The organism is Sinomonas sp. RB5 (genome assembly GCF_054063535.1).
On the sequence record NZ_JBSSGJ010000003.1, the window covers coordinates 67,816 to 89,153 of the forward strand.

At 73.0% G+C, this 21,338-nt stretch carries 23 protein-coding genes; 10 read left to right on the forward strand and 13 right to left on the reverse strand.

All coding sequences use genetic code 11. The annotated features are described in order from the left end of the window. Complete coding sequence (locus ACVWWH_RS05155) at positions 1-912, forward strand: LysR family transcriptional regulator (RefSeq protein WP_457315889.1); 912 nt, start codon at positions 1-3, stop codon at positions 910-912. Positions 913-921: 9 nt separating this feature from the next. Here the strand turns inward: ACVWWH_RS05155 and ACVWWH_RS05160 are convergent, their stop codons facing one another. Together ACVWWH_RS05160 and ACVWWH_RS05165 are read right to left on the reverse strand one after the other, a co-directional pair. Next, a complete protein-coding gene (locus ACVWWH_RS05160) occupies positions 922-1,380 on the reverse strand; it encodes a Dps family protein (protein ID WP_066494468.1) in 459 nt (152 codons plus the stop codon). A gap of 70 nt (positions 1,381-1,450) precedes the next feature. After that, positions 1,451-2,449, reverse strand: coding sequence for a bile acid:sodium symporter family protein (locus ACVWWH_RS05165; protein WP_457316005.1), 999 nt, complete (start codon positions 2,447-2,449; stop codon positions 1,451-1,453). A gap of 173 nt (positions 2,450-2,622) precedes the next feature. Here ACVWWH_RS05165 and ACVWWH_RS05170 point away from each other — a divergent pair, with 173 nt between their 5' ends. Continuing rightward, entirely contained in the window at positions 2,623-4,221 is a 1,599-nt protein-coding gene (locus tag ACVWWH_RS05170; protein WP_457315890.1) for a S53 family peptidase, read from the forward strand. Positions 4,222-4,240: 19 nt separating this feature from the next. Here ACVWWH_RS05170 and ACVWWH_RS05175 read toward each other — a convergent pair whose 3' ends face one another. Then, entirely contained in the window at positions 4,241-5,347 is a 1,107-nt protein-coding gene (locus ACVWWH_RS05175) for a GTP pyrophosphokinase (protein WP_066494474.1), read from the reverse strand. Positions 5,348-5,514: 167 nt separating this feature from the next. After that, positions 5,515-6,966 carry a sugar porter family MFS transporter gene (locus ACVWWH_RS05180; protein WP_457315891.1) on the reverse strand — a complete coding sequence of 484 codons (1,452 nt, stop codon included), beginning with the start codon at positions 6,964-6,966 and terminating at the stop codon, positions 5,515-5,517. A 139-nt stretch (positions 6,967-7,105) separates the two neighbouring features. Between ACVWWH_RS05180 and ACVWWH_RS05185 the strand changes: the two genes are divergently transcribed. Genes ACVWWH_RS05185 through ACVWWH_RS05200 form a run of 4 tightly spaced genes read left to right on the forward strand, consistent with a single transcriptional unit; the run spans position 7,106 to position 10,539 of the window. Continuing rightward, positions 7,106-8,143: a LacI family DNA-binding transcriptional regulator gene (locus ACVWWH_RS05185; protein WP_066494476.1), complete on the forward strand. Its 1,038-nt coding sequence runs from the start codon at positions 7,106-7,108 to the stop codon at positions 8,141-8,143. A gap of 50 nt (positions 8,144-8,193) precedes the next feature. Beyond that, positions 8,194-9,132, forward strand: coding sequence for a carbohydrate kinase family protein (locus tag ACVWWH_RS05190; RefSeq protein ID WP_457315892.1), 939 nt, complete (start codon positions 8,194-8,196; stop codon positions 9,130-9,132). Further along, positions 9,129-9,656, forward strand: coding sequence for a YbhB/YbcL family Raf kinase inhibitor-like protein (locus ACVWWH_RS05195; protein ID WP_066494480.1), 528 nt, complete (start codon positions 9,129-9,131; stop codon positions 9,654-9,656). The genes ACVWWH_RS05190 and ACVWWH_RS05195 overlap by 4 nt, the downstream gene beginning before the upstream one ends. Positions 9,657-9,699: 43 nt before the next feature. Next, positions 9,700-10,539 (forward strand): HAD family hydrolase, encoded by an 840-nt coding sequence (locus ACVWWH_RS05200; RefSeq protein WP_066501792.1) that lies wholly within the window; start codon positions 9,700-9,702, stop codon positions 10,537-10,539. Positions 10,540-10,671: 132 nt separating this feature from the next. Here ACVWWH_RS05200 and ACVWWH_RS05205 read toward each other — a convergent pair whose 3' ends face one another. Both ACVWWH_RS05205 and ACVWWH_RS05210 read right to left on the reverse strand, forming a co-directional pair. Next, positions 10,672-10,821 (reverse strand): hypothetical protein, encoded by a 150-nt coding sequence (locus tag ACVWWH_RS05205; protein WP_157089098.1) that lies wholly within the window; start codon positions 10,819-10,821, stop codon positions 10,672-10,674. An 85-nt stretch (positions 10,822-10,906) separates the two neighbouring features. Next, positions 10,907-11,056 carry a lmo0937 family membrane protein gene (locus ACVWWH_RS05210; protein WP_141305408.1) on the reverse strand — a complete coding sequence of 50 codons (150 nt, stop codon included), beginning with the start codon at positions 11,054-11,056 and terminating at the stop codon, positions 10,907-10,909. A 163-nt stretch (positions 11,057-11,219) separates the two neighbouring features. Between ACVWWH_RS05210 and ACVWWH_RS05215 the strand changes: the two genes are divergently transcribed. Continuing rightward, entirely contained in the window at positions 11,220-12,164 is a 945-nt protein-coding gene (locus ACVWWH_RS05215) for a S1C family serine protease (protein WP_457315893.1), read from the forward strand. On the opposite strand, the gene ACVWWH_RS05220 is transcribed toward ACVWWH_RS05215, so the two are convergent. After that, positions 12,161-12,991, reverse strand: coding sequence for a PhzF family phenazine biosynthesis protein (locus tag ACVWWH_RS05220; RefSeq protein WP_457315894.1), 831 nt, complete (start codon positions 12,989-12,991; stop codon positions 12,161-12,163). The genes ACVWWH_RS05215 and ACVWWH_RS05220 overlap by 4 nt on opposite strands. Then, a complete protein-coding gene (locus tag ACVWWH_RS05225; protein WP_066494483.1) occupies positions 12,988-13,470 on the reverse strand; it encodes an NUDIX domain-containing protein in 483 nt (160 codons plus the stop codon). The genes ACVWWH_RS05220 and ACVWWH_RS05225 overlap by 4 nt, the downstream gene beginning before the upstream one ends. Before the next feature lie 60 nt (positions 13,471-13,530). Between ACVWWH_RS05225 and ACVWWH_RS05230 the strand changes: the two genes are divergently transcribed. Further along, the gene (locus tag ACVWWH_RS05230; RefSeq protein ID WP_084249695.1) at positions 13,531-14,277 is read left to right on the forward strand and encodes a glycerophosphodiester phosphodiesterase family protein; all 747 of its coding nucleotides are present in this window, start codon (positions 13,531-13,533) and stop codon (positions 14,275-14,277) included. An 80-nt stretch (positions 14,278-14,357) separates the two neighbouring features. On the opposite strand, the gene ACVWWH_RS05235 is transcribed toward ACVWWH_RS05230, so the two are convergent. After that, positions 14,358-14,960, reverse strand: coding sequence for a TMEM175 family protein (locus tag ACVWWH_RS05235; protein ID WP_457315895.1), 603 nt, complete (start codon positions 14,958-14,960; stop codon positions 14,358-14,360). A 38-nt stretch (positions 14,961-14,998) separates the two neighbouring features. Between ACVWWH_RS05235 and ACVWWH_RS05240 the strand changes: the two genes are divergently transcribed. Continuing rightward, entirely contained in the window at positions 14,999-16,114 is a 1,116-nt protein-coding gene (locus tag ACVWWH_RS05240; RefSeq protein WP_066494489.1) for a glycerate kinase, read from the forward strand. 100 nt (positions 16,115-16,214) lie between these two features. On the opposite strand, the gene idi is transcribed toward ACVWWH_RS05240, so the two are convergent. Both idi and ACVWWH_RS05250 read right to left on the reverse strand, forming a co-directional pair. Beyond that, positions 16,215-16,751 carry an isopentenyl-diphosphate Delta-isomerase gene (gene idi, locus ACVWWH_RS05245; protein WP_457315896.1) on the reverse strand — a complete coding sequence of 179 codons (537 nt, stop codon included), beginning with the start codon at positions 16,749-16,751 and terminating at the stop codon, positions 16,215-16,217. A 36-nt stretch (positions 16,752-16,787) separates the two neighbouring features. Further along, positions 16,788-18,089: a uracil-xanthine permease family protein gene (locus ACVWWH_RS05250; RefSeq protein ID WP_457315897.1), complete on the reverse strand. Its 1,302-nt coding sequence runs from the start codon at positions 18,087-18,089 to the stop codon at positions 16,788-16,790. Positions 18,090-18,353: 264 nt separating this feature from the next. Here ACVWWH_RS05250 and ACVWWH_RS05255 point away from each other — a divergent pair, with 264 nt between their 5' ends. Next, positions 18,354-18,956, forward strand: coding sequence for a malonic semialdehyde reductase (locus ACVWWH_RS05255; RefSeq protein WP_066494494.1), 603 nt, complete (start codon positions 18,354-18,356; stop codon positions 18,954-18,956). Between the two features lie 276 nt (positions 18,957-19,232). Here the strand turns inward: ACVWWH_RS05255 and ACVWWH_RS05260 are convergent, their stop codons facing one another. Together ACVWWH_RS05260 and ACVWWH_RS05265 are read right to left on the reverse strand one after the other, a co-directional pair. Continuing rightward, positions 19,233-20,723 carry an MFS transporter gene (locus ACVWWH_RS05260; RefSeq protein ID WP_457315898.1) on the reverse strand — a complete coding sequence of 497 codons (1,491 nt, stop codon included), beginning with the start codon at positions 20,721-20,723 and terminating at the stop codon, positions 19,233-19,235. Continuing rightward, the gene (locus ACVWWH_RS05265; protein ID WP_066494495.1) at positions 20,720-21,187 is read right to left on the reverse strand and encodes a MarR family winged helix-turn-helix transcriptional regulator; all 468 of its coding nucleotides are present in this window, start codon (positions 21,185-21,187) and stop codon (positions 20,720-20,722) included. Before ACVWWH_RS05265 ends, ACVWWH_RS05260 begins: the two co-directional genes overlap by 4 nt. Positions 21,188-21,338: the final 151 nt, after the last annotated feature.

The window sequence follows — 21,338 nt, forward strand, 5'->3', positions numbered from 1 at the left end:
ATGCTCGAGATCCGCCGGCTCAGACTGCTGCGCGAACTGAGCATCCGGGGGACGCTCGCCGGGGTGGCGGAGGCCCTCGCCTACAGCCCCTCGTCGGTGTCGCAGCAGCTGGCCCTGCTCGAGGGCGAGGCAGGGGTGCCGCTGACGCGGAAGTCCGGCCGCGGCGTCGTGCTCACCCCCGAAGCCGAGGTGCTCGTGGCGCACACGGAGAACCTGCTCGCCGAACTCGAGCGTACCGAGGCGGCGCTCGCCGCGAGCGCGAGCGAGGTCCAGGGAACCGTCCGGCTCGCGGTCTTCCAGACCGCAGCGCTCGCGCTCCTGCCTGCCGCCCTGCGCGCCCTGGGGGAGCGGCATCCGCTCCTGCGGGTCGAGATGGTCCAGCACGAGCCGGAGACCGCGCTGCGCGAGACCTGGGCGCGCAGCTTCGACATCGTCGTGGCAGAGCAGTACCCCCACCACGCTGCCCCCCACTACCCCGGCCTGGACCGGCAGCGCCTCATCCAGGACGCGATCCGGCTCGCCCTTCCGCCGGCGGGCACCGGTCAGGCCTTCGACGCCGCGGACGGCCTGTCCGGGGCAGCGGCACTGCCGTGGGTCATGGAGCCGCACGGCGCAGCCTCGCGGCACTGGGCCGAGCAGAGCTGCCGCGCCGCCGGCTTCGAGCCGGACGTGCGCTACGAGACCGCGGACCTGCAGGCGCACGTCCGCCTCGTCGAATCGGGCAACGCCGTGGCCTTCCTGCCGGACCTCGTCTGGGTGGGAAGGACTCCCGTGGCGCGGCTCGTGGCGCTCGACGGCGCCCCGCACCGGACCGTCTTCACCTCCATGCGCTCGGCGGCGGCGCAGAATCCCGTGATGCTGGCCGTGCGGCGGGCGCTCGAGGAGGCCGCGCAGGCTGTGCTGCCGGCCTAGGCCGGTGCCCTAGGGGGCGGTCGTCTTGGCCTTCTCCGCGCCGACCATCCACGAGAGCTTCTCCAGCTGGAGCAGGATCTGGTTGAGGATGTCGGTCGTGGCGGCGTCGTCCTTCTCCACGGCGTCGTACACCCCGCGCACGGTGGCGCAGACGGAGTCGATGGCGGCCACGACGGCGTCGACCGTGCTGGAGGTGCTCACGAGGCCGTCATTGGGCTCGGACAGCGAGGTGGTCTTGGCGACCGTGGCGGTCCGGCCGTCCGGAACCGCGTGGAGGGCGCGCAGGCGCTCGGCGACTTCGTCGGCGTGGAGCCGGGCCGCCGCCACCACCTCGTCGAGCTGCAGGTGCAGGTCGCGGAAGTTCGGTCCCACGATGTTCCAGTGCGCCTGCTTGCCCTGGAGCGAGAGCTCGATGAGATCCACGAGGATCGCCTGCAGTCCGTGGGCAAGCTGGTCGGAAGCCTTCATGGCCGGGTCCTTTCCATCGGGACGAATCGGGATACCGGCCTCTTACCCCAGCCGCCGCCGGGGAAAAACCCTAGCGCCCGGCGCGCCGCGCCTGCCCGGCGTCGGGCACCGGACGGCGGGCGAGCCACGCTGCCACGACTGCTCCGGAGACGTTGTGCCACACGGAGAACACCGCCGAGGGCAGCGCCGCGAGCGGCGTGAAGTGCGCGGCGGCCAACGTCGCGGCGAGGCCGGAGTTCTGCATCCCCACCTCGAAGGCGAGCGCGCGGCGGGCCCTGCGGTCGAGGCGGCCGGCCTTCCCGGCGAGGTAGCCGAGGCCCAGTCCGAAGCCGTTGTGGAGCACTACGGCGAGCAGCACGATCCCGCCCGCGGCCACGAGCATGCTGGCCGAGCCGGCTACGACGATCGCCACGATCGCGGCGATGACGGCCGCCGAGATCCAGGGCAGCGCGGGCAGGACCTTCGCCACGGCCTTCCTGAGGAACACGCGGACCACGAGCCCGAGGACCACCGGGATCAGCACGGTCTTGACGATGTCCAGGATCATGCTCCCGGCGTCGACGTGCAGGAACGAGCCCGCGAGCAGGAGCGTCAGCGCCGGGGTCACGAGCGGCGCCACGAGGGTGGAGACGGTCGCGACGGCCACGGAGAGCGCGACGTCGCCCTTGGCGAGGTAGGCCATGACGTTCGACGCCGTGCCCGAGGGCGCGCAGCCCACGAGGATCACGCCGACGGCCAGCTCCGGCGGCAGCTGCAGCGCCGTGGCGATGGCCCAGCCGGCCCCCGGCATGATCACGTAGTGCGCCACGAGGCCGAGGGCCACCGCCCACGGCCTCCTGGCCACGGAGGCGAAGTCGGGCGGGGTGAGCGTGAGCCCCATGCAGAACATGATGACGCCGAGGAGGTACGGCACCGCCGGCGCTCCGGCCTTGATCGGGCCGGGGATGAGGAAGCCGACGAGGCCTGCGAGGAGCACGAGGACCGGGAAGACGGTGACGGCGAGCTTCGCGTCGCGGTCGGCGCTCGAGGGCGCGGGGGCAGGGGCTGTCTGCTGGGATGGCGCGGGGATCACGGTCCTATGGTTGCATCGGGCACCTAATCAAGCGACTCGCGCCCGTCATCCGGACGGCGAATCGCCGACCGCGGGCATGGTCTGCGCGCCGCCCGGGTCGTATCGTCGCCGGTACCGGACCGCACCCTCCTGCAGCCACGGGCCCGCGGGGCCCACGAACGGAGAACGCCATGACCGACCAGCCAGCCCCCGGATCCTCCGCCGAGGAGCCCAGCGTCATCCTCGAGGGCTCGGAGCGCGCCCCCGCCCCCGGCCTCGCGGCGCGCCAGGCGGCCGACCCGGCCGAACGCATCCAGATCACCGTGGTGCTGCGCCGCAGGGCCCCCCTTCCGTCGGAGCCCTCCGAGGCGCCGCTCTCGCCGGAGGAGCTCGCCGCGCGCCACGGCGCCTCGGACGAGGACCTCAGGCTCGCCACCGAGACGTTCACCCGGCTCGGGGCCGAGGTGGTGGAGGCCGACGCCGCCTCCCGCAGGATCCGCCTGGCCGGCACCGTCGAGCAGCTCTGCCGGATCTTCGGCACGAGCCTCGAGAGCGTCACGAGCTCCGGGCCGCACGGGCAGTCCGTCGCGCACCGGCACCGCACCGGAAGCCTCCGGATTCCCGCCTCGCTGGACGGCGTGGTCACGGCGGTCCTCGGCCTCGACGACCGTCCCCAGGCACGCGCGCAGTTCCGGGCGATCCCGCGCGCCGCCGCCGGCACGAGCTACAGCCCGCCGGACCTCGGCCGGATCTACGGATTCCCCGCCGGGATGGACGGCACGGGCCAGGCGGTCGCCATCCTCGAGCTCGGTGGCGGGTTCGGGCAGGCGGACCTCGACGCCTACTTCGGCGGCCTGGGCCTCGCCACCCCCTCGGTCACCGCCGTGGGGGTGGACGGCGCCGCGAACCAGCCCGGCCAGGACCCGCAGGGCGCGGACGGGGAGGTGCTGCTCGACATCGAAGTGGTGGGCGCCCTGGCCCCCAAGGCCGCGATCAGCGTCTATTTCGGCCCGAACACCGACGCCGGCTTCCTCGACGCGCTCGTGCAGGCCTCGCACGCCACGCCGGCCCCCTGTTCCCTGAGCATCAGCTGGGGCCAGAGCGAGGACGCCTGGACCGCCCAGGCGCGCAACGCGATGGACCAGGCACTCGCCGACGCGGCGGCCCTCGGCGTCACCGTCACCGCGGCGGCGGGGGACCGCGGCAGCACGGATGGCGTCGGCGACGGCAAGGACCACGCCGACTTCCCCGCCTCGAGCCCCCACGCGCTCGCGTGCGGGGGCACCCGTCTGGTCGCCGACGCTGCGTCCGGGACCATCACCTCGGAGACGGTCTGGAACGATTCGCCGACCACGTCCGCGACCGGAGGCGGGTACAGCGACGTCTTCCCCGCCCCGGCCTGGCAGAACTCGTCGGCTGCGGCCGCCCGGCACAGGCCCAAGCCCGGGCCGCACCCGGCGAAGCACGGCCGCGGCGTCCCCGACGTGAGCGCGGTCGCCGACCCGCAGACCGGCTACCGGGTCCGCGTGGACGGGACCGACATGGTGATCGGCGGGACGAGCGCGGTGGCCCCGCTGTGGGCGGCCCTCGTCGCCCGGCTGGCCCAGGCCACGGGCCGGCGCTTCGGGCTGCTCCAGCCCGCGCTCTACGCGCAGGCGGGGGCCTTCCGGGACATCACCTCGGGCAGCAACGGCACCTACCACGCGGGCCCCGGCTGGGACCCGTGCACGGGCCTGGGGTCCCCGAACGGCACTGCGCTCCTGGCGGCCCTGGGCGGCCAGGGCGGCTGAGCGGGCCGGGCGCTGCCGCCTACCGGCCGGTCAGGCGGTAGCGCTCGATCTGCTTCAGCCGCCGCTGGAGGGAGTCCCGCCGGGGGTGGGGCCCGGCGTCGGCCGGCTCGGCCGTGAGCTCGATGTGCTCCCGGCCGTAGCGCCACAGCAGGAGGTCGTCGAGGAGGCGGTCGGGGCCGGGGGAGTACCGGTGGTCCAGGGCCTTGCGGACGTCGGTGATCCGCTCGGCGTCGAGCAGCTCGACCAGCTGGCGCGTCTCGGTGAGCCCGTGGGCGGCCACGAGCTCGGCGGCCCAGCCCCAGTCGTCGTCGATCTTCCGGTCCACGTGCGGCAAGAGGGTCTGCCAGACCTCGCGGATGCGCTCGGGGGTGAGCGGGGCGGCGCCCTCGCCGGCCTCGTCCCAGAAGCTCACCACGGTCTCGTAGCGCTCGTGGAGCTCGGCGAACTCCTTCTCCACGACCTCGAGCATGGCCGCCGTGGCGGTGAACTGCCGGTCGAACTGGGGGCTCCAGGCCCTCGGGTCCTCGCCCTTGAACCGGATGTCGTGCTCGATCTCGCTCCAGGCGTGCGCGAAGACGGTCCGGATCTGGCATTCGAAGAAGTAGGAGCCGTTGGCCGGCAGCTCGGGGTTGAACACGGCCTGGTAGGCGCGCACGGTGTCGTTCTGGAGCGTGCGCAGGATCAGGTGCCGACTCGAGTACCCGTACGTGCCCGACTCGATCGAGCCGATGGCCTTCTCGCGGTCTCCGCGGCAGTCGAAGATCTGCCGCTGCCGCTTGATGAGGTTCGCCACCACGGCGTTCTCGGCGGGCAGCTTGGTGATGACGCGGACCCCGACCATGTCGTTGAGCGTCCGGAACGGGTCGGGGAACTTGAGCGTGGGCTCGCCTCCCGGCACGGCCGGCGGGTCGAGCCGGGAGATCTTCTCCCGGAAGGACTCGACCGTCTTGGTGCGGCCCGTGACGAACAGCGGCGTCACCTCGGCGTCCTTGAACATCGAGATGAGCGTCTGGATCATGTCCCTCGTGACGCTCTTGAGCATCGGCCGGACGCGCTCGTACGTCGCGACGGACGCGTCCACGATGGCGCGCTGCCCGGCGTCGAGGTGGTCATAGGTGGAGGCCATGCAAGAACCGTAGCAACCGGCGCCGACACCCGGGCCGCGGACCGGTGCCGTCCGTTCCTGTCCAGCTTGGGCCGCCGCACACGCCGATCACCGGCGTGCCTCGCGAGGCACGCCGGTGATCGTGGCCCAATGTGGGCAGGACCGCACGTCCCGCCCGCCGGGAGCGGCTACTTCTTGTGCACGAGGTAGATCGCGCCGGTGGTGACGTCCTCCTCGAGGGCCTCGAGGGTGCGCCCGCGGCTCTCGGGCACCTGGGTGATGACGAAGACCAGGGCGAGGGCGCCGACCACGGCGAAGAGGAAGAACGTTCCCGTGATCCCCATCGCGGCGACCATCGAGGGGAAGTAGAGCGAGAGGAACCCGTTGACCACCCACAGGGCGAACACCGCGACGCCGATCCCGAAGCCGCGCATGTGCAGCGGGAAGATCTCCGAGAGGTAGACCCAGACGGCGATATTGAGGAAGGTCTGCATCGAGCCGACGAACGCCACGACGAGGAACAGGATCACGAAGGGGCGGGCCGGGTTGCCGACCGGCAGGGCCATCGAGGCGATGCCGATGAGCACGTGGCAGGCGGTGGTGAGCGAGAGGCCCGTGATGAAGGTGGTCCGGCGGTCGAGGCGGTCCATCATCTTCAGGGCGATGATGCCGCCGACCACGGCGATGACGCCGGGGGCGATGTTGGCGATCAGCGCGCCGTCCTTGCTGAAGCCGGACTCGGTGAGCACGGTCTGGCCGTAGTACATGATCGAGTTGATGCCCGTGAGCTGCTGGGCCACGCCGAGGCCGATCGCGACCAGGAGGATGCGGAGCAGGTTCTTGTTGGAGAAGATGGCGCGCCAGCCGATCTGGTGGCTCTCGCGCTCCTCCTTGGCCACGAGCTCGACGTCGGCGAGCTCGGCCACCGCGCGGTCGCCGGCCCGGACGGTCTTGAGCACGGCGAGGGCCTCCTCGTGGCGGCCCTTCTCGACGAGCCAGCGCGGCGACTCGGGCATCCGCAGCATGCCGAAGAACAGGGCGACGGCGGGCAGCGCGCAGATGGTGAACATGATGCGCCAGACACCCGGGATGGTGCCGAAGACGTTGCCGATCACGGCGTTGATGACGAACGCCGCGAGCTGGCCGATGACGATCGCGAGCTCGTTGCGGCCCGCCACGGAGCCGCGGATCTCGTAGGGGGCCAGCTCGGCGAGGAACACCGGCACCACCGTCGAGGCGCCGCCCACCGCGAGGCCGAGGAGGATGCGGCCCAGGACGAGGACCTCGAAGTTGGGGGTCGCCACGACGGCGACGGTGCCGGCGAAGAAGAGGACGGCGAGGAGGATGATGGTGGTCCTGCGGCCCCAGGCGTCCGAGAGGCGGCCGCCGAAGATCGCGCCGATCGCGGCCGCGAACACGAGCGAGGCGGTGACGACGCCCTCCGTGATGGGGGTCAGGCCGAGCTCTGCGGACATCGGGTTCAGGGCGCCGTTGATGACGCCGGTGTCGTAGCCGAAGAGCAGGCCGCCGAACGTCGCGACGAGCGCGATGAGGCCGAGGCGCTTCGAGTGGGGGCCGGGGACGAGCGCGGGGAGCTTCGTCGCCGGCGGGTTATTGTGCGGTGCTGCCGTAGCGGACATCGGGGACTCCTTTGTCTGAAGACTGCCGGGTCTGTGACCCGTCTCACTTCAGCCTAACGCGCGAAAGGGAAGTTTGTAAGGTCATATGGACAACATTTCAAAAAATCTCGGGTAGATCCAGAGTGGAACGATAGGGCACGTGGCCGCCCCGTCCTCTCCCCGTCCCCCGCGTCCTGCCACCCAGGCCGACGTGGCGCGGGAGGTCGGCGTCTCCCGGACCCTCGTCTCGTTCGCGTTCCGCAACGCCCCGGGCGTGAGCGAGGAGACCCGGCACGCCATTCTGGAGGCCGCCCGCCGGCTCGGGTACCGGCCCAACCGCATCGCGGCGGACCTGGCCCGCAAGCGGGCCGCCACAGTGGGCCTCTACCTCCTCGACCTGCACAACGAGGTCTACGCCGACATCTTCGCCGGGGTCCGCGAGGCGCTCGAGGGCTCGGGCGTCCGGGTCATCCTCAGCGTCGGGGACGTGCGGCGCCGCGGCGGCGCCGAGCCCGGCGACGAGGTGGAGTCCCTGCTCGAGGCGCGCGTCGGCGTCATCATCGCCGCGACCCTGACCGGCCCGGATGCGAGCCTGCGGGAGGCCGCCGCGGCCGTGCCGCTCGTGAGCGTGGCCCGCCGGATCGAGGGCGTGGACAGCATCTACTCCGACGACGCCGCCGGGGCCCGCGCCGCCACCGGGCACCTGCTGGACCTCGGCCACACGAGGATCGTGCACCTCACCGGCCCGCGCTGGGAAGGGCACACCGAGCGGCAGCGCGCCTACCGCGAGGCGATGCACGACGCCGGCCTGCCGCCGCGCGTCGTCGCCGCACCGGAGTTCACCTTCGAGGCAGCCCAGGCCGCCGCGGCCCGGATCCTCGAGGGCCCCGACCGGCCCACCGCCGTGTTCGCGCACAACGACCAGATGGCCCTCGGCGTCCGCGAGGCCGCCGAGGCGCTCGGGCTCAGGGTGCCCGAGGACCTCTCGGTCGTGGGCTACGACGACTCCCGCATCGCCCGGCTCGCGGGCATCCGGCTCACGAGCGTGGACCTCGACGCGCATGCCCTCGGGTCCGCGGCGGGGGCCGCGGCGCTCGCGCGGCTGGCCGATCCGTCCGGCCCCGCCGTGGACCGGTGCAGCGCCCCGCGGCTCGTGGTGCGCACCTCGACCGCGCCCCCGCCGCAACCCAGGCGCTAGGTCCTCTCCGGCGGGTCCGTCCCGCACCCCCGGCTGCTACCGTGAAGGGCATGCTGACAGTCATCGGCGAGGGACTCATCGACGTGGTCCGCCGCCCCTCCGGCACCGAGTCCCACCCTGGCGGGAGCCCGCTGAACGTGGCCGTCGGCCTCGCGCGCCTCGACCACTCCGTCCAGTTCATCGGCCGGTACGGCGACGATGCCAACGGCCGGATGCTCACCGACCACCTCCGGGGCGCCAACGTGCTCGTGGCCCTGCCTGCGGACGAGAGCCCCACGTCGGTGGCCCTGGCCGAGCTCGACCACCATGGCGCGGCGAGCTACCACTTCGAGCTCGACTGGCACCTGCCCAGCCTCCGGGACCGGCTCGAGGGGCTCCTGGGCCCCACGACCCTCCTGCACACCGGCTCGATCGCCGCGGTCCTCGAGCCCGGCGCGGACCAGGTGCTGCGGGCCGTGGAGCGCGCCCGGCCCCGCGCCACCATCTCCTTCGACCCGAACTGCCGCCCGACCATCACCACGGACGCCGATGTGGTCCGCGGCCGGGTCGAGCGGCTCGTGGCCCTCGCCGACGTGGTCAAGGCCTCGGACGAGGACCTCGCCTGGCTCTACCCGGGCGCTGACCCCCTCGACTCCGCCCGCCGCTGGCTGGGCCTGGGCGCCCCCGAGGGGCCCGCGCTCGTGGTCGTGACCCGAGGCGCCGAGGGGCCATGGGCGGTGTGCCGGGACGGCGAGGCCTCGGCGCAGGCCCCAAGGGTGCGCGTCGCGGACACGGTCGGGGCGGGCGACTCCTTCATGGCCGCGCTGCTCTCGGCCATCGTGGACCGCGAGCTCGACGGCGCCCAGCGCCGCCCCGAGCTGCGCCGCCTCGACGCCGCAGAGCTCGGCCGCATGCTCGACTTCGCCGCGCGCGCCGCCGCGGTGACCGTCTCGCGCCCCGGTGCCAACCCGCCGTCGCGCGCCGAGATCCGCACGGGAGGAGCGTCATGAGCCCGGAACCGTTCTCGCTCAGGAGCCAGGACCTCGTGGACGGCGCGGAGCTGCCGCGCCCGCAGACGAGCGCGTACTTCGGCCTCGACGGGCAGGACCTCTCGCCCCAGCTGGCCTGGAGCGGCGCGCCCGAGGGGACGCGCAGCTTCGCCGTGACCGTCATGGACCCGGACGCCCCGCGGGCGGGCAGCTTCTGCCACTGGGCCGTGGTGAACATCCCGGCCGAGGTCGACGAGCTGCCCGAGGGCGCCGGCGGCGCCCCGGACGGCATGGGGCCGGCCGATTCCGAGGCCGGGCTCCCCAACGGCTGCCTCGAGCTCCTCAACGACGCCGGCTTCACCGGCTTCGTCGGGGCCGCGCCGCCGCGCGGCTCGGGACCCCACCGGTACGTGTTCACCGTGCACGCCCTCGACGTCGGCAGCGTGCCGGGGACCCCGCGCAGCAAGGGATCGCGGGTCCTGCGGGACGTCGCCGCCCACGAGCTCGCGACCGCGACCATCACCTGCACGTACGAGGTGCGCTGACATGCCCGGCGCGGACGGGGGCGGGAACCCCGTGGAGCGGCTCATGCGGCTCGTGGCCAGCGACATCGACGGCACGATCCTGCGCCGGGACGGGCGGATCACCGAGCGCACGGTGCAGGCCCTGCACGCGTGCGAGCAGGCCGGCGTCGAGCTCGTCTTCGTCACCGGGCGCCCGGCGCGGTGGCTCACCCCTCTGAGCGAGCAGCTCGGCCACGCCGGGCGGGTGATCTGCTCGAACGGCGCCCTCGTCTACGACCTCGAGACGATGTCCGTGGTCTCCTCGGAGGCGATCCACCGCGAGACGATGCTCGAGGTGCGCGGAATCATCCAGGGGCTGTTCCCCGAGACCGCGTTCGCGGCGGAGACCCCGGCCGAGTTCGTCATGGAGACCGCGTTCGCCGAGCCCCGGCACCGGGCCCTGCTGGACCAGGTCCGCCACGGCGACCTCGCCGAGCTGGTCCCGGGGGACGAGGTGGTGAAGTTCATGGCGAAGATCGAGGGCATCACCGCCGAGGAGTACCTGCGGGTGGTGGCGCCGCACGTCTCGCACCTCGTCTCGATCACGCACTCGGCCGTGGACCTGACCATGCTCGAGATGGCCCCGCTCGGGGTCAACAAGGCCGTGACCCTGGCCGAGTACGCGCACGCGCTCGGGATCGTCCCCGCCGAGGTGGTCGCCTTCGGGGACATGCCGAACGACGTCGAGATGCTCGCCTGGGCCGGCGAGGGGTATGCGATGTCGTCGGGGCACCCCGAGGCGCTCGCCGCGACGGAACTGCACGCCCCCGGCATCGAGGACGACGGCGTCGCCCAGGTCCTCGAGCGAAAGCTCGCCGCGGGGGGCGTCGGCCGGGCGCCGCGGCCCGGCAGCCTGGCCCGGTAGCAGGTGCGCTGACAGCAGGCGCGCTGACAGCAGAGAGGGCCATGGGCGGGTCTCCCCGCCCATGGCCCTCTCCGCCAGCCTCGTCCTGGATCCGTGAAGCCGGTCCGCTGCCCGGCCGGGGCCGCTACCGCGTCACGCGCGCCGGTGCGACAGCTTCATCGAGCCGATGATCATCAGCATGAGCGCGGCCCACAGAAACATGTAGACGCCGCCGCCGATGTCCACCAGCAGACCCAGAACGAAGATGGCCAGCATCACGATGCCCCAGATGAACAGCTTCATCGACAACTCCCTTTGATCGCCCAGCATTCAGATTCGAATGCCTCCATTATGGCGGGAGCGGGGCCCGTGGCTCCGGCTCGGCCGGTCAGACCGCCCTGCGCCGTGTGACGAAGTGGACGATCAGGGCGATGACAGCAAGCACGATGAGAATGTGGACGATGCCTCCGAGGCTCGGAAGCGCGATGAATCCGAGGAGCCAGAGGACGAACAGAATGAGTGCAATCCAGAGCAGCACGGTGATCTCCTAAGGTCGGATGTACAACGGTGAGTTGTACAGCGGTCCACTCTTTCCCTGCACACGCGTGATCCAAACAAGCTTTCGCGGAGGATCTGCTGCGGCACCGTTCGCCCCGCGCGATACCGGGCATGGGGCCCGGTCCCTGAAGCGTTGCAGGAGCATGAGCGAAGACCGTGACGCCGGCCGTCCAGCCGAGGAGCCGGCCATGGACGCGTACTCCCGGGTCGTCACCGGCGTGGCCCGGCACCTGACCCCCCGCGTCGCCTCGGTGCGCACCGAGCGGGGGGCCGGCAGCGCCGTCGTGCTCAGCGCCGAGCGGCACCTCGTGACGAACGCCCACGTGGTCGGGCGGCTCGGCCGCGGTCAGGTGGCGTTCGCCGACGGCACGGCGGGGCCCTTCGCGGTGGTGGGCCGCGACCCCCTCTCCGATCTCGCCGTCCTGCGCAGCAGCATCGACGTGCCAGAACCGCCGGAGTTCGGCGACGCGGACACGCTGCTGGTCGGCTCCCTGGTGGTCGCGGTGGGCAGCCCGCTCGGCCTCGAGGGCAGCGTCACCGCCGGCGTGGTCAGCGCCCTCGGGCGGTCCATCCCGGCCCGCGGCCGCACGGCCTCACGGCTCATCGAGGACGTCATCCAGACTGATGCCGCGCTCAACCCGGGCAACTCCGGCGGGGCCCTCGCCGACTCGCGGGGCCGCGTGGTCGGGATCAACACCGCCGTGGCCGGATTCGGCCTCGGCCTCGCCGTGCCGGTGAACGCCACGACGCGGCGGATCCTCGACTCCCTCCGCCTCGACGGGCGGGTGCGCCGCGCCTATCTGGGACTCGTGAGCGTGCCGACCCCGCTCGAGGCGCGATGGGCAGCGCGGACGGGGACGCGACGGGCGCTGCGCGTCGCCGAGGTTGTGGGCGGAAGCCCGGCCGAGTCCAGCGGCATCCGGCGCGGCGACCTCCTGCTCGCCATCAACGGCGAGCCCCTCAAGGACGCCCAGTCGCTCCAGCGCCACATGTTCGCCGAGGCGATCGGCCGGCGCACGGAGATCACCGTGCTCCGGGGCGAGGCGATGGTGGACGTCGTCACCGAGCCCGAGGAGCTTCTCGACTAGAGCGCGACCTGACCGCGGACACCCATCACCGTGTCCCCGCCGACCCAGACGTCCGCACCGTCCGCGGTGATCCTGACCAGCCCGCGCCGGCCGAGGACCGTCCCCTGCTGCGCCACGTAGGAGCGCGGGGCGCGGCCGCCCGCGATGAGCCACTGCGCGAGCCCGGCATTGAGGCTGCCGGTGACGGGATCCTCCGGGACGGCGAGGTCGGGGCAGAACGCCCGCACCTCGAACGCGGCCGGATCCCCATCCGGGCGCGGGCCGATCACGCCCACCTGGTAGGCGCCCATGGCGGCGAAGTCCGGGCGGAGGCCGAGCACCGTGTCCGCGTCGCGCAGGAGGAGCCCGACCCACCCCGGCCCGTTGTCCACCCACGCGGCGTCCACGACCTCCTCGGGGGCGAGCCCCAGCGAGGCCGCGATAACGGCCAGCTCGGCCGGGTCCACGGGCCCCGAGCGCAGGAGCTCCGGGGCAGCGAAGGCGAGGCGCCCGCCGTCGTCCCTGACCGTCACGAGGCCCACGCCGCACTCCTGGACGATCCGCCCCTCGGCCGCCGGCACCCCGCCTGCCTCGAGCCACGCACGGGCCGAGCCGAGCGTCGGGTGGCCCGCGAAGGGCAGCTCGCCGCCCGGGGTGAAGATGCGGAGGCGGTAGTCGGCGCCCGGCTGCGTGGGGGCGAGGAGGAAGGTCGTCTCCGAGAGGTTGGTCCAGCGCGCGAACGCGGCCATCTCCTCGTCGGGGATGCCGTCGGCGCCGTGCACCACGGCCACGGGGTTGCCGCGCAGGAACTCGGAGGTGAAGACGTCGACCTGGCTGAACTGCCTCACAGGACCTCGACGCCGTCCTCGAGCTCGAGCGTGCGGGCCTCCGCGAGCCCCGTGAGCGCGGCCTCGATGTGCCGCGCCCCGTGGTCGCCGAAGTACTCCTCGAACTCATCGGCCCGCACGAACCGCCACTCGGTGAGCTCCTCCTCCTGGAGCGAGACGGAGGCGCCGGGGGGCAGCGATCCGCCGTCGTACAGGAAGCTCAGCCCGTCCCCGACGGGGGCCGGGAAGGCCGAATGGGCGATCAGCAGCAGGGCCCCGGGCTCGATGTCGAGCCCGAGCTCCTCGCGGCCCTCGCGGCGGGCGGCCTTGCGCGGGGCCTCGCCCGGGTCCACCGTCCCGCCGGGCAGCAGCCAGCCGTCCCGGTAGTTGGGCTTGACGGCGAGGACGCAGCCCTCCCCGTCGCGGATCACCAGGCCGGCGGCGACCCGCCGTCGTGGCAGCGTGCGGAAGTACTCGCGGCTCGCGGCGCTCAGCTCCATGGCGCCAGCCTACTCGGGTGGCGGTAGCGTGGGGCCGTGCCGTTCTTCCACCCGGCCCCCATGGCCTTCGCGCACCGCGGGTTCTCCCCCGAAGGGCTCGAGAACACGCTCACCGCGTTCCGCGCGGCGTGGGACCTCGGATTCACCCACCTCGAGACAGATGTGCGGGCGACGCGCGACGGCGCGCTGGTCGCCTTCCACGACGAGCGGCTCGACCGCGTCACGGACCGGACCGGAGCCGTGGCCGAGCTGGACCTCGCGGCCGTGGCGGCCGCCCGGATCGGTGCCTCCGAGCGCGTGCCGCTCTTCGCCGAGCTCGTCGAGGAGCTCCCCGAGGCGTCCTTCAACGTGGACGTGAAGTCCGCCGGCGCCGTGGTGCCGCTCGCCGGGCTCATCGAGCGGATGCGCCTGCACGACCGGGTGCTCGTCACCTCGTTCTCCGACGCCCGCCGGCGGGCGGTGCTGTCCCGGCTCTCGCGTCCGGTGGCGTCCTCGTCCGGCATCGAGTCCGCCGGGCTGATGCGGCTCCTCGGAGCGCCCCTTCCTGAGGCGCTGCTGCGCCGCGCGCTCGGGGGCATCGGCGCGCTCCAGGTGCCCGAGCACTTCTGGGGCCTGCAGGTGGTGACGCCCGGGTTCGTTGCGCGCGCCCACCGGCTCGGCCTGCAGGTGCACGTGTGGACCGTCAACGAGGCCCCGGACATGCACCGGCTCCTGGACGCCGGCGTGGATGGGCTCGTCACGGACCGCGCCGACGTGCTGCGCGAGGTGCTCCTGGGGCGCGGCGCCTGGCCCCCGCCCGCCCGCTGAGGGGTCCCTGGCGCTCACTTGTGCGGTCCTTGGCGCCCCGTTGCGGGGTCCCCGGCGCGGCGGCGAGGGCCGCGCCGCCCTCAGCTGCCGTCGTCGCCCGTCGCGGCGCCCTCGGCGACGGCCCGCTCGATCCGCCGGTCGGGCACGATCCACAGCGCCGCCACCGCCACGTAGGCGGCCACGCTGATCCACGTGGACACGAACGCCCCGGCGCACCCGAGGACGTAGAGGGCCATGGACCACTTGCCCTTCACATCGTTCCGGATGGCCCGCGCGAGCCGGCTCCCGGCGCCCTGGAGGCGGATGAGCCGGGTCTGCAGGATCGTGTAGGAGACCGCGGCGGCCAGCAGGTTGATCCCGTACACGAGCACGGGCAGCTCCGCGAGGCTGCTCTCGTCCATCCAGCGCGTGGTGAACGGGACCACCGACAGCCAGAACAGCAGGTTCAGGTTGGCCCACAGCGCGCCCCCGTCGACCCTGCGGGTGAGGTGCATCAGGTGGTGGTGGTTGGTCCAGTAGATGCCGATGTACACGAAGCTGAGCACATAGGTGAGCAGCGTGGGCAGCACCGCGGCGAGGCCGTGGAGGTCCGGGGTCTCGGGGGTCTTGAGCTCGAGCACCATGATGGTGATGGCGATGGCGAGCACGCCGTCGCTGAAGGCCTCGACGCGATTGGTCTCCATGGGGACATTGTGTCAGCGGGTACTGGCAGGATAGGGGCGTGCGCATCCTCATCGCCCCGGACAAGTTCAAAGGCTCCCTCACCGCCGCCGAGGCCGCCGACGCCATGGCGGAGGGCGCCCTGAGCGTGTACCCCGACGCCGAGATCGTCCGCGTCCCCGTGGCCGACGGCGGCGAGGGCACCCTCGAGGCGGCCGTCGCCGCGGGCTTCGAGGAGCGCATCCGCGCCGTGACCGGTCCGCTGATCAAGCCCGTCGGGGCCGCGTGGGCGCTGCGCGGCACCACTGCCGTCATCGAGACCGCGCAGGCCTCCGGGCTCGCCGCGCTCGGTTCCGAGCCGGACCCGGAGACCGCCGGCCGCGCCCACTCCTACGGTGCCGGGCAGCTCATCGCGGCGGCCCTGGACGCCGGGGCCACGGAGATCGTGCTCGGGCTCGGCGGCTCGGCGATGACCGACGGCGGCTCCGGCGCCCTGCGCGCCCTGGGGCTCCGGCCGCTCGACGCGGCCGGGAACGTCGTGCCGCTCGGCGGGGCTGCGCTCGCCGAGGTCGCGTCACTCGACGCGTCCGCCCTCGACCCCAGGCTCGCGGCCGCCACCCTGCGCATCGCCGTCGACGTCCGCAACCCGCTCGTCGGGCCGGACGGCGCGGCGCACGTCTTCGGGCCGCAGAAGGGCGCGGACCCTGACACGGTGGCGGCGCTCGACGCCGGCCTGCGCACCTGGGCGAAGCTGCTCGCCGAGGCGACGGGACGGGACGTCGACGTCCCCGGTGCCGGCGCGGCCGGCGGCTTCCCCGCGGCGTTCCTCGCCTTCACGGCGGCGCGGCTCGAAAGCGGTTTCGACCTCGTGGCCGAGCTCGTGGGGATCGACGCGCGCCTGGCCGAGGCAGACCTCGTGATCACGGGGGAGGGCTCGCTCGACGGGCAGTCGCTCACGGGCAAGGCGCCGATCGCGCTTGCAGACCGGGCGCGGGACCGGGGCATCCCCGTCATCGCGGTGGCCGGGCGCATCCTCGCCGAGCCGGAGCAGCTCGCCGAGCACGGCATCGAGGCCGCCGGCGCGCTCGTGGACCTCGCCCCGACCCCTGCCGAGGCCATCGCCCATGCCGCCCAGTACGTCCGCCGCGCCGTGGCGGAGCTCCTCGCCGGCGCCTGACGCGGCTCCTCGGCAGATTCTGCCCGGGCTTTCGGTCAGAGCCCCGTGCTGAAGCGCGGGGCTCTGACCGAAACCTGGGGTCCCCCCCGCCGGGGGACTCCTACTCGCCCTGCGCGGCCAGGGCGTCGAGCTGCATGACGAGCCACGGGCTGAACGCATAGGGCGCGGCCGCGACGGCGGCGCGGAAGTCGGCCGGGTCGGACCAGGCCCACTCGGCGACCTCGTCCGGGTTCGCCCGGGGATCGGAGGCGGCCACGGCGCGGAAGACCGGGCAGACCTCGTACTCGACGATCCCGGACGCGTCCACGGCCCGGTAGCGGAAGTCGGGCAGGACCGGCTCGATCGAGCCGACCTCGAGGCCGAGCTCCTGTTCGGCGCGCCGCCGGATGGCCTCCTCGAACGGCTCGCCCGGGGCCGGGTGCCCGCAGAACGCGTTGGTCCAGACCCCGGGCCAGGTCTTCTTGGCCAGGGCCCGGCGGGTCACGAGCACGCGGCCGTCGGAACCGAACACGTGGCACGAGAACGCGAGGTGCAGCGGCGTGCTCTCGGTGTGCACGGTCGCCTTCGGGGCGGTGCCCAGGAGGGTGCCGTCCTCGTCGACGAGTTGGACGAGCTCTTCCGCGGGGGTGTCAGCCATGGGGCCCATTCTTCCAGCAGCCGGCCACGCCGCGGCTCAGTGGCTGCGGACGGCGGGCTCGGTGGCGTCGTCGGTCGCGGTGCCCCGCCAGCGGGCGAGCGCGCTCATGCCGTGGAAGACGACGAGGGCGGCCGCGGAGCCGAGCGCGATGCCCGCGAAGGCCAGGTCGCCCACCTTCCACGTGTAGTCCGCGATGCCGACGATGAGCGCCACCGCCGCCGTGGTGATGTTCACCGGGTTGGAGAAGTTGACCCTGTTCTGCACCCAGATCTTGACCCCGAGCACGCCGATCATGCCGTAGAGCATGGTGGCCGCGCCGCCGAGCACGCCGGCGGGGACGGTGGCGATGAGCGCGCCGAACTTGGGGGAGAAGCTCAGCAGCAGCGCGGTGATGCCCGCGACCCAGTACGCCGCAGTCGAGTAGACCTTGGTCGCCGCCATGACGCCGATGTTCTCCGCGTACGTGGTGGTACCCGAGCCGCCGCCGAGGCCCGCGAGGACGGTCGCGGCGCCGTCCGCCATGAGCGCCCGGCCGGCCATGTCGTCCAGGTTCGCCCCCGTCATCGCGGCGACGCTCTTCACGTGCCCCACGTTCTCGGCGACGAGCACGAGGACCACCGGCACGAACAGGCCGAGCACGCCGAGGTGGAAGGCAGGGGTCTGGAAGTGCGGCAGCCCGATCCACGCGGCGGCGTCGATCTTCGTGAAGTCCACCTCGCCGCGCCACACGGCCACGAGGTACCCGACCACCACGCCGATCAGGATGCTCAGCCTGCCCAGGATCCCTCGGAAGAGCACGGAGACGAGGATGATCGCCAGCAGCGTGGCGAGTGCCGTGACGGGCGCGGCGTCGAAGTTCTGCTTCGCCGCGGGAGCGAGGTTGAGCCCGATCAGCGCCACGATCGTGCCGGTGACCACCGGGGGCATGACCACGTTGATCCAGTGCGCCCCGAACGCCTGCACCACGGCGCCCACGGCGGCGAGCACCGCGCCGGCCACGACCACGCCGCCGAGCGCCCCCGCGACGCCGAACTGCTGCTGCGAGGCCAGGATCGGGGCGATGAACGCGAACGAGGACCCCAGGTAGCTCGGCACCCGCCCCCGCGTGAGGACGAGGAACAGGAGCGTGCCGATGCCCGAGAAGAACAGGGTCGTCGCCGGCGGCATGTGCGTCAGGATCGGCACGAGGAACGTCGCGCCGAACATCGCCACGACATGCTGGAGGCCCACGCCGATGGTGATCGGCCACGCGAGCCGCTCGCCCGGCGCCACCACCTCGCCGGGACGGACGGAGCGGCCGTCGCCGTGGAGCTTCCATCTGGTTCCGAGCATGCTCATGCGGCGCCTTCCGAGCGGGGGGAGCGGGAATATCGGGGGACATCCTACTCGCTGGTCGGGGCCGCCATCGCGGGCGCTGCGGCGCGCACGACGGCGGGCGGCGGCTCCGCGCGCGAGGCGAGCGGGCGGCGTCGTCCGCGCCACCAGCCGAGTGGCTGGACCGGAATGTAAGCAACATCACCCCGCCGGACGGGATGCTCCGGGCGCCGGCCCCGGTTGTGAGGTTGATGAGGGCGGCCGCCGGGCCGCCGTGAGGAGACATGCATGAGCATCGCCCATCAGGAAGCTGCGCTCGACGCCGACGCCGTCAACGCCCTCTTCGTCGAGGCCCGCACCGCCAACACGTTCACCGGTGAGGTGACCGACGAGCAGGCGCAGGCGATCTACGAGCTCGCGAAGTTCGGCCCGACCGCGTTCAACAACCAGCCGATGCGGGTCACCTACGTGCGCTCGCCCGAGGCGCGCGAGCGCCTCGTGTCCCACCTGAGCCGCGGCAACCAGGCCAAGACCCTCGCCGCGCCGCTCGTGGCCGTCCTGTCCTTCGACACCGAGTGGCACGAGCGCTTCGAGACGTTCCTCCCGCAGGCCGCCGGGCTGAAGTCGATGTTCGACGACGACGTGGTCCGCTACGGCACCGGCCGCGACAACGCGCACCTCCAGGCTGGGTACTTCATCCTCGCCGTGCGCTCGCTGGGCCTCGCCGCCGGCCCGATGACCGGCGCGGACTTCTCCGCGATCGACGCCGACTTCTTCCCCGAGGGCGGGCGCAAGAGCTTCCTCGTGGTCAACATCGGCCGTCCGGGCGAGGACGCGTGGGGCCCCGCGAAGACCAAGTTCGCCTACGAGGACGTCGTCGAGACCGTCTGACCCCCGACTCCCCCGAGGACCTGGCCGCCTGCCCCGTGAGGGGCCGGCGGCCAGGTCCTTCTGTGTCCCCCCGGGCCGTGCCCACGCCTCCGACCCAACGCGGGGTCACGTCTGGTTGGACGCGGGGTCACCTCTCGGCGCACCCGGGGTCACGTCTCGGCGCACGCGGGGTCACGTCTCGTTGGACGCGGGGTCACGTCTGGTTGGACGCGGGGTCACCTCTCGGCGCACCCGGGGTCACATCCGCGTGCCTTGGCCCCTCCCTGCTGGGAGCCGCTAGTTCCTCGGGGCGACCGCGGGCTGTGAGCCAGTCGTCGTCGCCGGCGGCCGTCGCGGGAGCCGCAGCGACGGGCCGCACTGGGGCGCCGGCGACAGGGCTTCGGCGGCCGTGTCGCGGGCCGGTGCCGTCGGCGGCTGCGGCGCGGGCTCGGCGTCGTGCGCGGAAGGTGACCCCGGGACGGCGGAAGGTGACCCCGCGTCCGGGGTGCCCGGGGAGGCGAGGGCGGAAGCGGCGCGGGCTGCGCGCCGTTCGGCCCAGACGGCGCGGAGTTGCTCGCGGAACGTGCCCTCTCCCCAGCGCGCCAGCGCCCAGACGCCCACGGCACCGGCCACGAGCGCGGCGAGCCCACCGGCCAGCACGGCCCAGCGCGTGCCGACCGCGTTCGCAAGCCAGCCCACGAGCGGTGCCCCGATCGGCGTGCCGCCCTGGATCACCGCCATGTACAGGGCGAGGACCCGGCCGCGGTACTGGGGCTCGGTGGTGAGCTGGACGATGGTGTTGGCGCTGTTGAGGAACGTCAGCGCCGAGACGCCGACGAACACGAGCACCACGGCGTACGAGAGGTAGCTGGGCATGGCGGCCGCGACGATCGTGGCGACGCCGAGCCCCACCGCGGCCCCCACGAGCAGCGTAAGCCGCGGCTGCTTCCGCCGCGCCGCCAGGAGCGCGCCCCCGAGCGTTCCGATCGCCTGGATGGAACCGAGGAAGCCGTAGGCGTCGGCGCCGGTGTGGAACACGTCGGCTGCCATGAGCGCATTGGTGACCTGGAAGTTGAGCGTGAACGTGCCGACGAGCCCGGCCATCACCAGGATGAGCAGGATCCTCGGCTCGGTGCGGACGTACCGGACGCCCGCCATGATCTGGCCCTTGCCCCGTGGAAGCGGCGGGGTGCGGTGCAGGAGGTCCACCCGCAGCCGCGTGAGCGAGAAGAGGACGCCGAGGAAGGTTGCGGCGTTGAGCATGAACACCCAGCCCGTGCCGATGAGGCCGATCAGCACACCGGCGACGCCGGGACCGGCAAGCCGCGCAAGGTTGAAGGAGGCCGAGTTGAGCGCCACGGCGTTGGGCACGTCGGCGCGGCCCACGAGCTCCGAGACGAAGGCCTGGCGCGGCGGGGCATCGAATGCGCTCGCCACCCCGAGCAGCAGCGCGATCGCGTAGATGTGCCACAGCTGGGCCGCGCCGCTCAGAACGAGGACGCCCTGCACGAGCGCGAGCAGCCCCATCGCGGTCTGCGTGGCGAAGAGGAGCTTGCGCTTGTCGAGACGGTCGCCGAGAAGGCCGGCGTAGGGGCCGAGGAGCAGGATCGGCAGGAACTGCAGACCGGTGGTGATGCCCACTGCCGCGCCGTCGTGGTTCGTGAGCTGGGTCAGGACGAGCCAGTCCTGGGCCACCCGCTGCATCCAGGTCCCCACGTTGGAGACGAGGGCGCCGGCAGCCCAGAGGCGGTAGTTCGGGTGCTGGAGTGCGCGGAACATGCTGGTCATCGGGCGGTCATCTCCAGCAGCAGCTCGGCGGCGCGGTGCAGGGCGGCCTGGTCACCGGGCGGGAGCGCATCGAGGCGGCTCGCGAGCCATGCGGCCCGCAGCCGCCGGGATTCCTCGAGGACTGCGCGGCCGGCGTCGGTGAGCCCGACCACCACGAGCCGCCCGTCGGTCGGGTGCTCCGTCCGGGCCACGAACCCGCCCTCGCACAGGTGGTTCACCGTGCGCGTCATGCTGGGTGCCTGCACGTGCTCGATGTCAGCAAGCTGGCGCATCGTGAGCGGGCCGCGCTTCCCCAGGACGGACAGCACCGAGTTCTGGCCGGGGCTCACCACGTCGCTCGTCGCCTGCGTGCGCAGGATCCGGGACGTGCGCATGATCGCGACGCGCAGTTCCGCGGCGAGCTCGAGGATGTCGGGGGAGGCAGAGGTGTCGGGGGCGGCGTCAGTGAGGTTCGGGGGAGTCATCGGTACTTAGCATAACTCATTACCCATGCTAAGGATATGACCGCGGTCACCCACGATCTGGGGGCCACCTCCTGTGGGTCGCGTCAAGCGATGACCCGCAGGAGATGGCCCCCAGAAGGTGACCTTCAGAAGGTGACCTTCAGAAGCTGAC

What these genes read in the sequence shown, in the direction of transcription:
- ACVWWH_RS05250 (WP_457315897.1), bottom strand. Translation starts at nt 18,089, where the DNA reads ATGAGCATGCTCGGAACCAGATGGAAGCTCCACGGCGACGGCCGCTCC.
- ACVWWH_RS05255 (WP_066494494.1), top strand. Translation starts at nt 18,354, where the DNA reads ATGAGCATCGCCCATCAGGAAGCTGCGCTCGACGCCGACGCCGTCAAC.
- ACVWWH_RS05155 (WP_457315889.1), top strand. Translation starts at nt 1, where the DNA reads ATGCTCGAGATCCGCCGGCTCAGACTGCTGCGCGAACTGAGCATCCGG.
- ACVWWH_RS05205 (WP_157089098.1), bottom strand. Translation starts at nt 10,821, where the DNA reads ATGAAGCTGTTCATCTGGGGCATCGTGATGCTGGCCATCTTCGTTCTG.
- ACVWWH_RS05180 (WP_457315891.1), bottom strand. Translation starts at nt 6,966, where the DNA reads ATGTCCGCTACGGCAGCACCGCACAATAACCCGCCGGCGACGAAGCTC.
- ACVWWH_RS05160 (WP_066494468.1), bottom strand. Translation starts at nt 1,380, where the DNA reads ATGAAGGCTTCCGACCAGCTTGCCCACGGACTGCAGGCGATCCTCGTG.
- ACVWWH_RS05260 (WP_457315898.1), bottom strand. Translation starts at nt 20,723, where the DNA reads ATGACCAGCATGTTCCGCGCACTCCAGCACCCGAACTACCGCCTCTGG.
- ACVWWH_RS05190 (WP_457315892.1), top strand. Translation starts at nt 8,194, where the DNA reads ATGCTGACAGTCATCGGCGAGGGACTCATCGACGTGGTCCGCCGCCCC.
- ACVWWH_RS05225 (WP_066494483.1), bottom strand. Translation starts at nt 13,470, where the DNA reads ATGGAGCTGAGCGCCGCGAGCCGCGAGTACTTCCGCACGCTGCCACGA.
- ACVWWH_RS05175 (WP_066494474.1), bottom strand. Translation starts at nt 5,347, where the DNA reads ATGGCCTCCACCTATGACCACCTCGACGCCGGGCAGCGCGCCATCGTG.
- ACVWWH_RS05215 (WP_457315893.1), top strand. Translation starts at nt 11,220, where the DNA reads ATGAGCGAAGACCGTGACGCCGGCCGTCCAGCCGAGGAGCCGGCCATG.
- ACVWWH_RS05170 (WP_457315890.1), top strand. Translation starts at nt 2,623, where the DNA reads ATGACCGACCAGCCAGCCCCCGGATCCTCCGCCGAGGAGCCCAGCGTC.
- ACVWWH_RS05235 (WP_457315895.1), bottom strand. Translation starts at nt 14,960, where the DNA reads ATGGAGACCAATCGCGTCGAGGCCTTCAGCGACGGCGTGCTCGCCATC.
- ACVWWH_RS05230 (WP_084249695.1), top strand. Translation starts at nt 13,531, where the DNA reads ATGGCCTTCGCGCACCGCGGGTTCTCCCCCGAAGGGCTCGAGAACACG.
- ACVWWH_RS05265 (WP_066494495.1), bottom strand. Translation starts at nt 21,187, where the DNA reads ATGACTCCCCCGAACCTCACTGACGCCGCCCCCGACACCTCTGCCTCC.
- ACVWWH_RS05200 (WP_066501792.1), top strand. Translation starts at nt 9,700, where the DNA reads ATGCGGCTCGTGGCCAGCGACATCGACGGCACGATCCTGCGCCGGGAC.
- ACVWWH_RS05195 (WP_066494480.1), top strand. Translation starts at nt 9,129, where the DNA reads ATGAGCCCGGAACCGTTCTCGCTCAGGAGCCAGGACCTCGTGGACGGC.
- idi (WP_457315896.1), bottom strand. Translation starts at nt 16,751, where the DNA reads ATGGCTGACACCCCCGCGGAAGAGCTCGTCCAACTCGTCGACGAGGAC.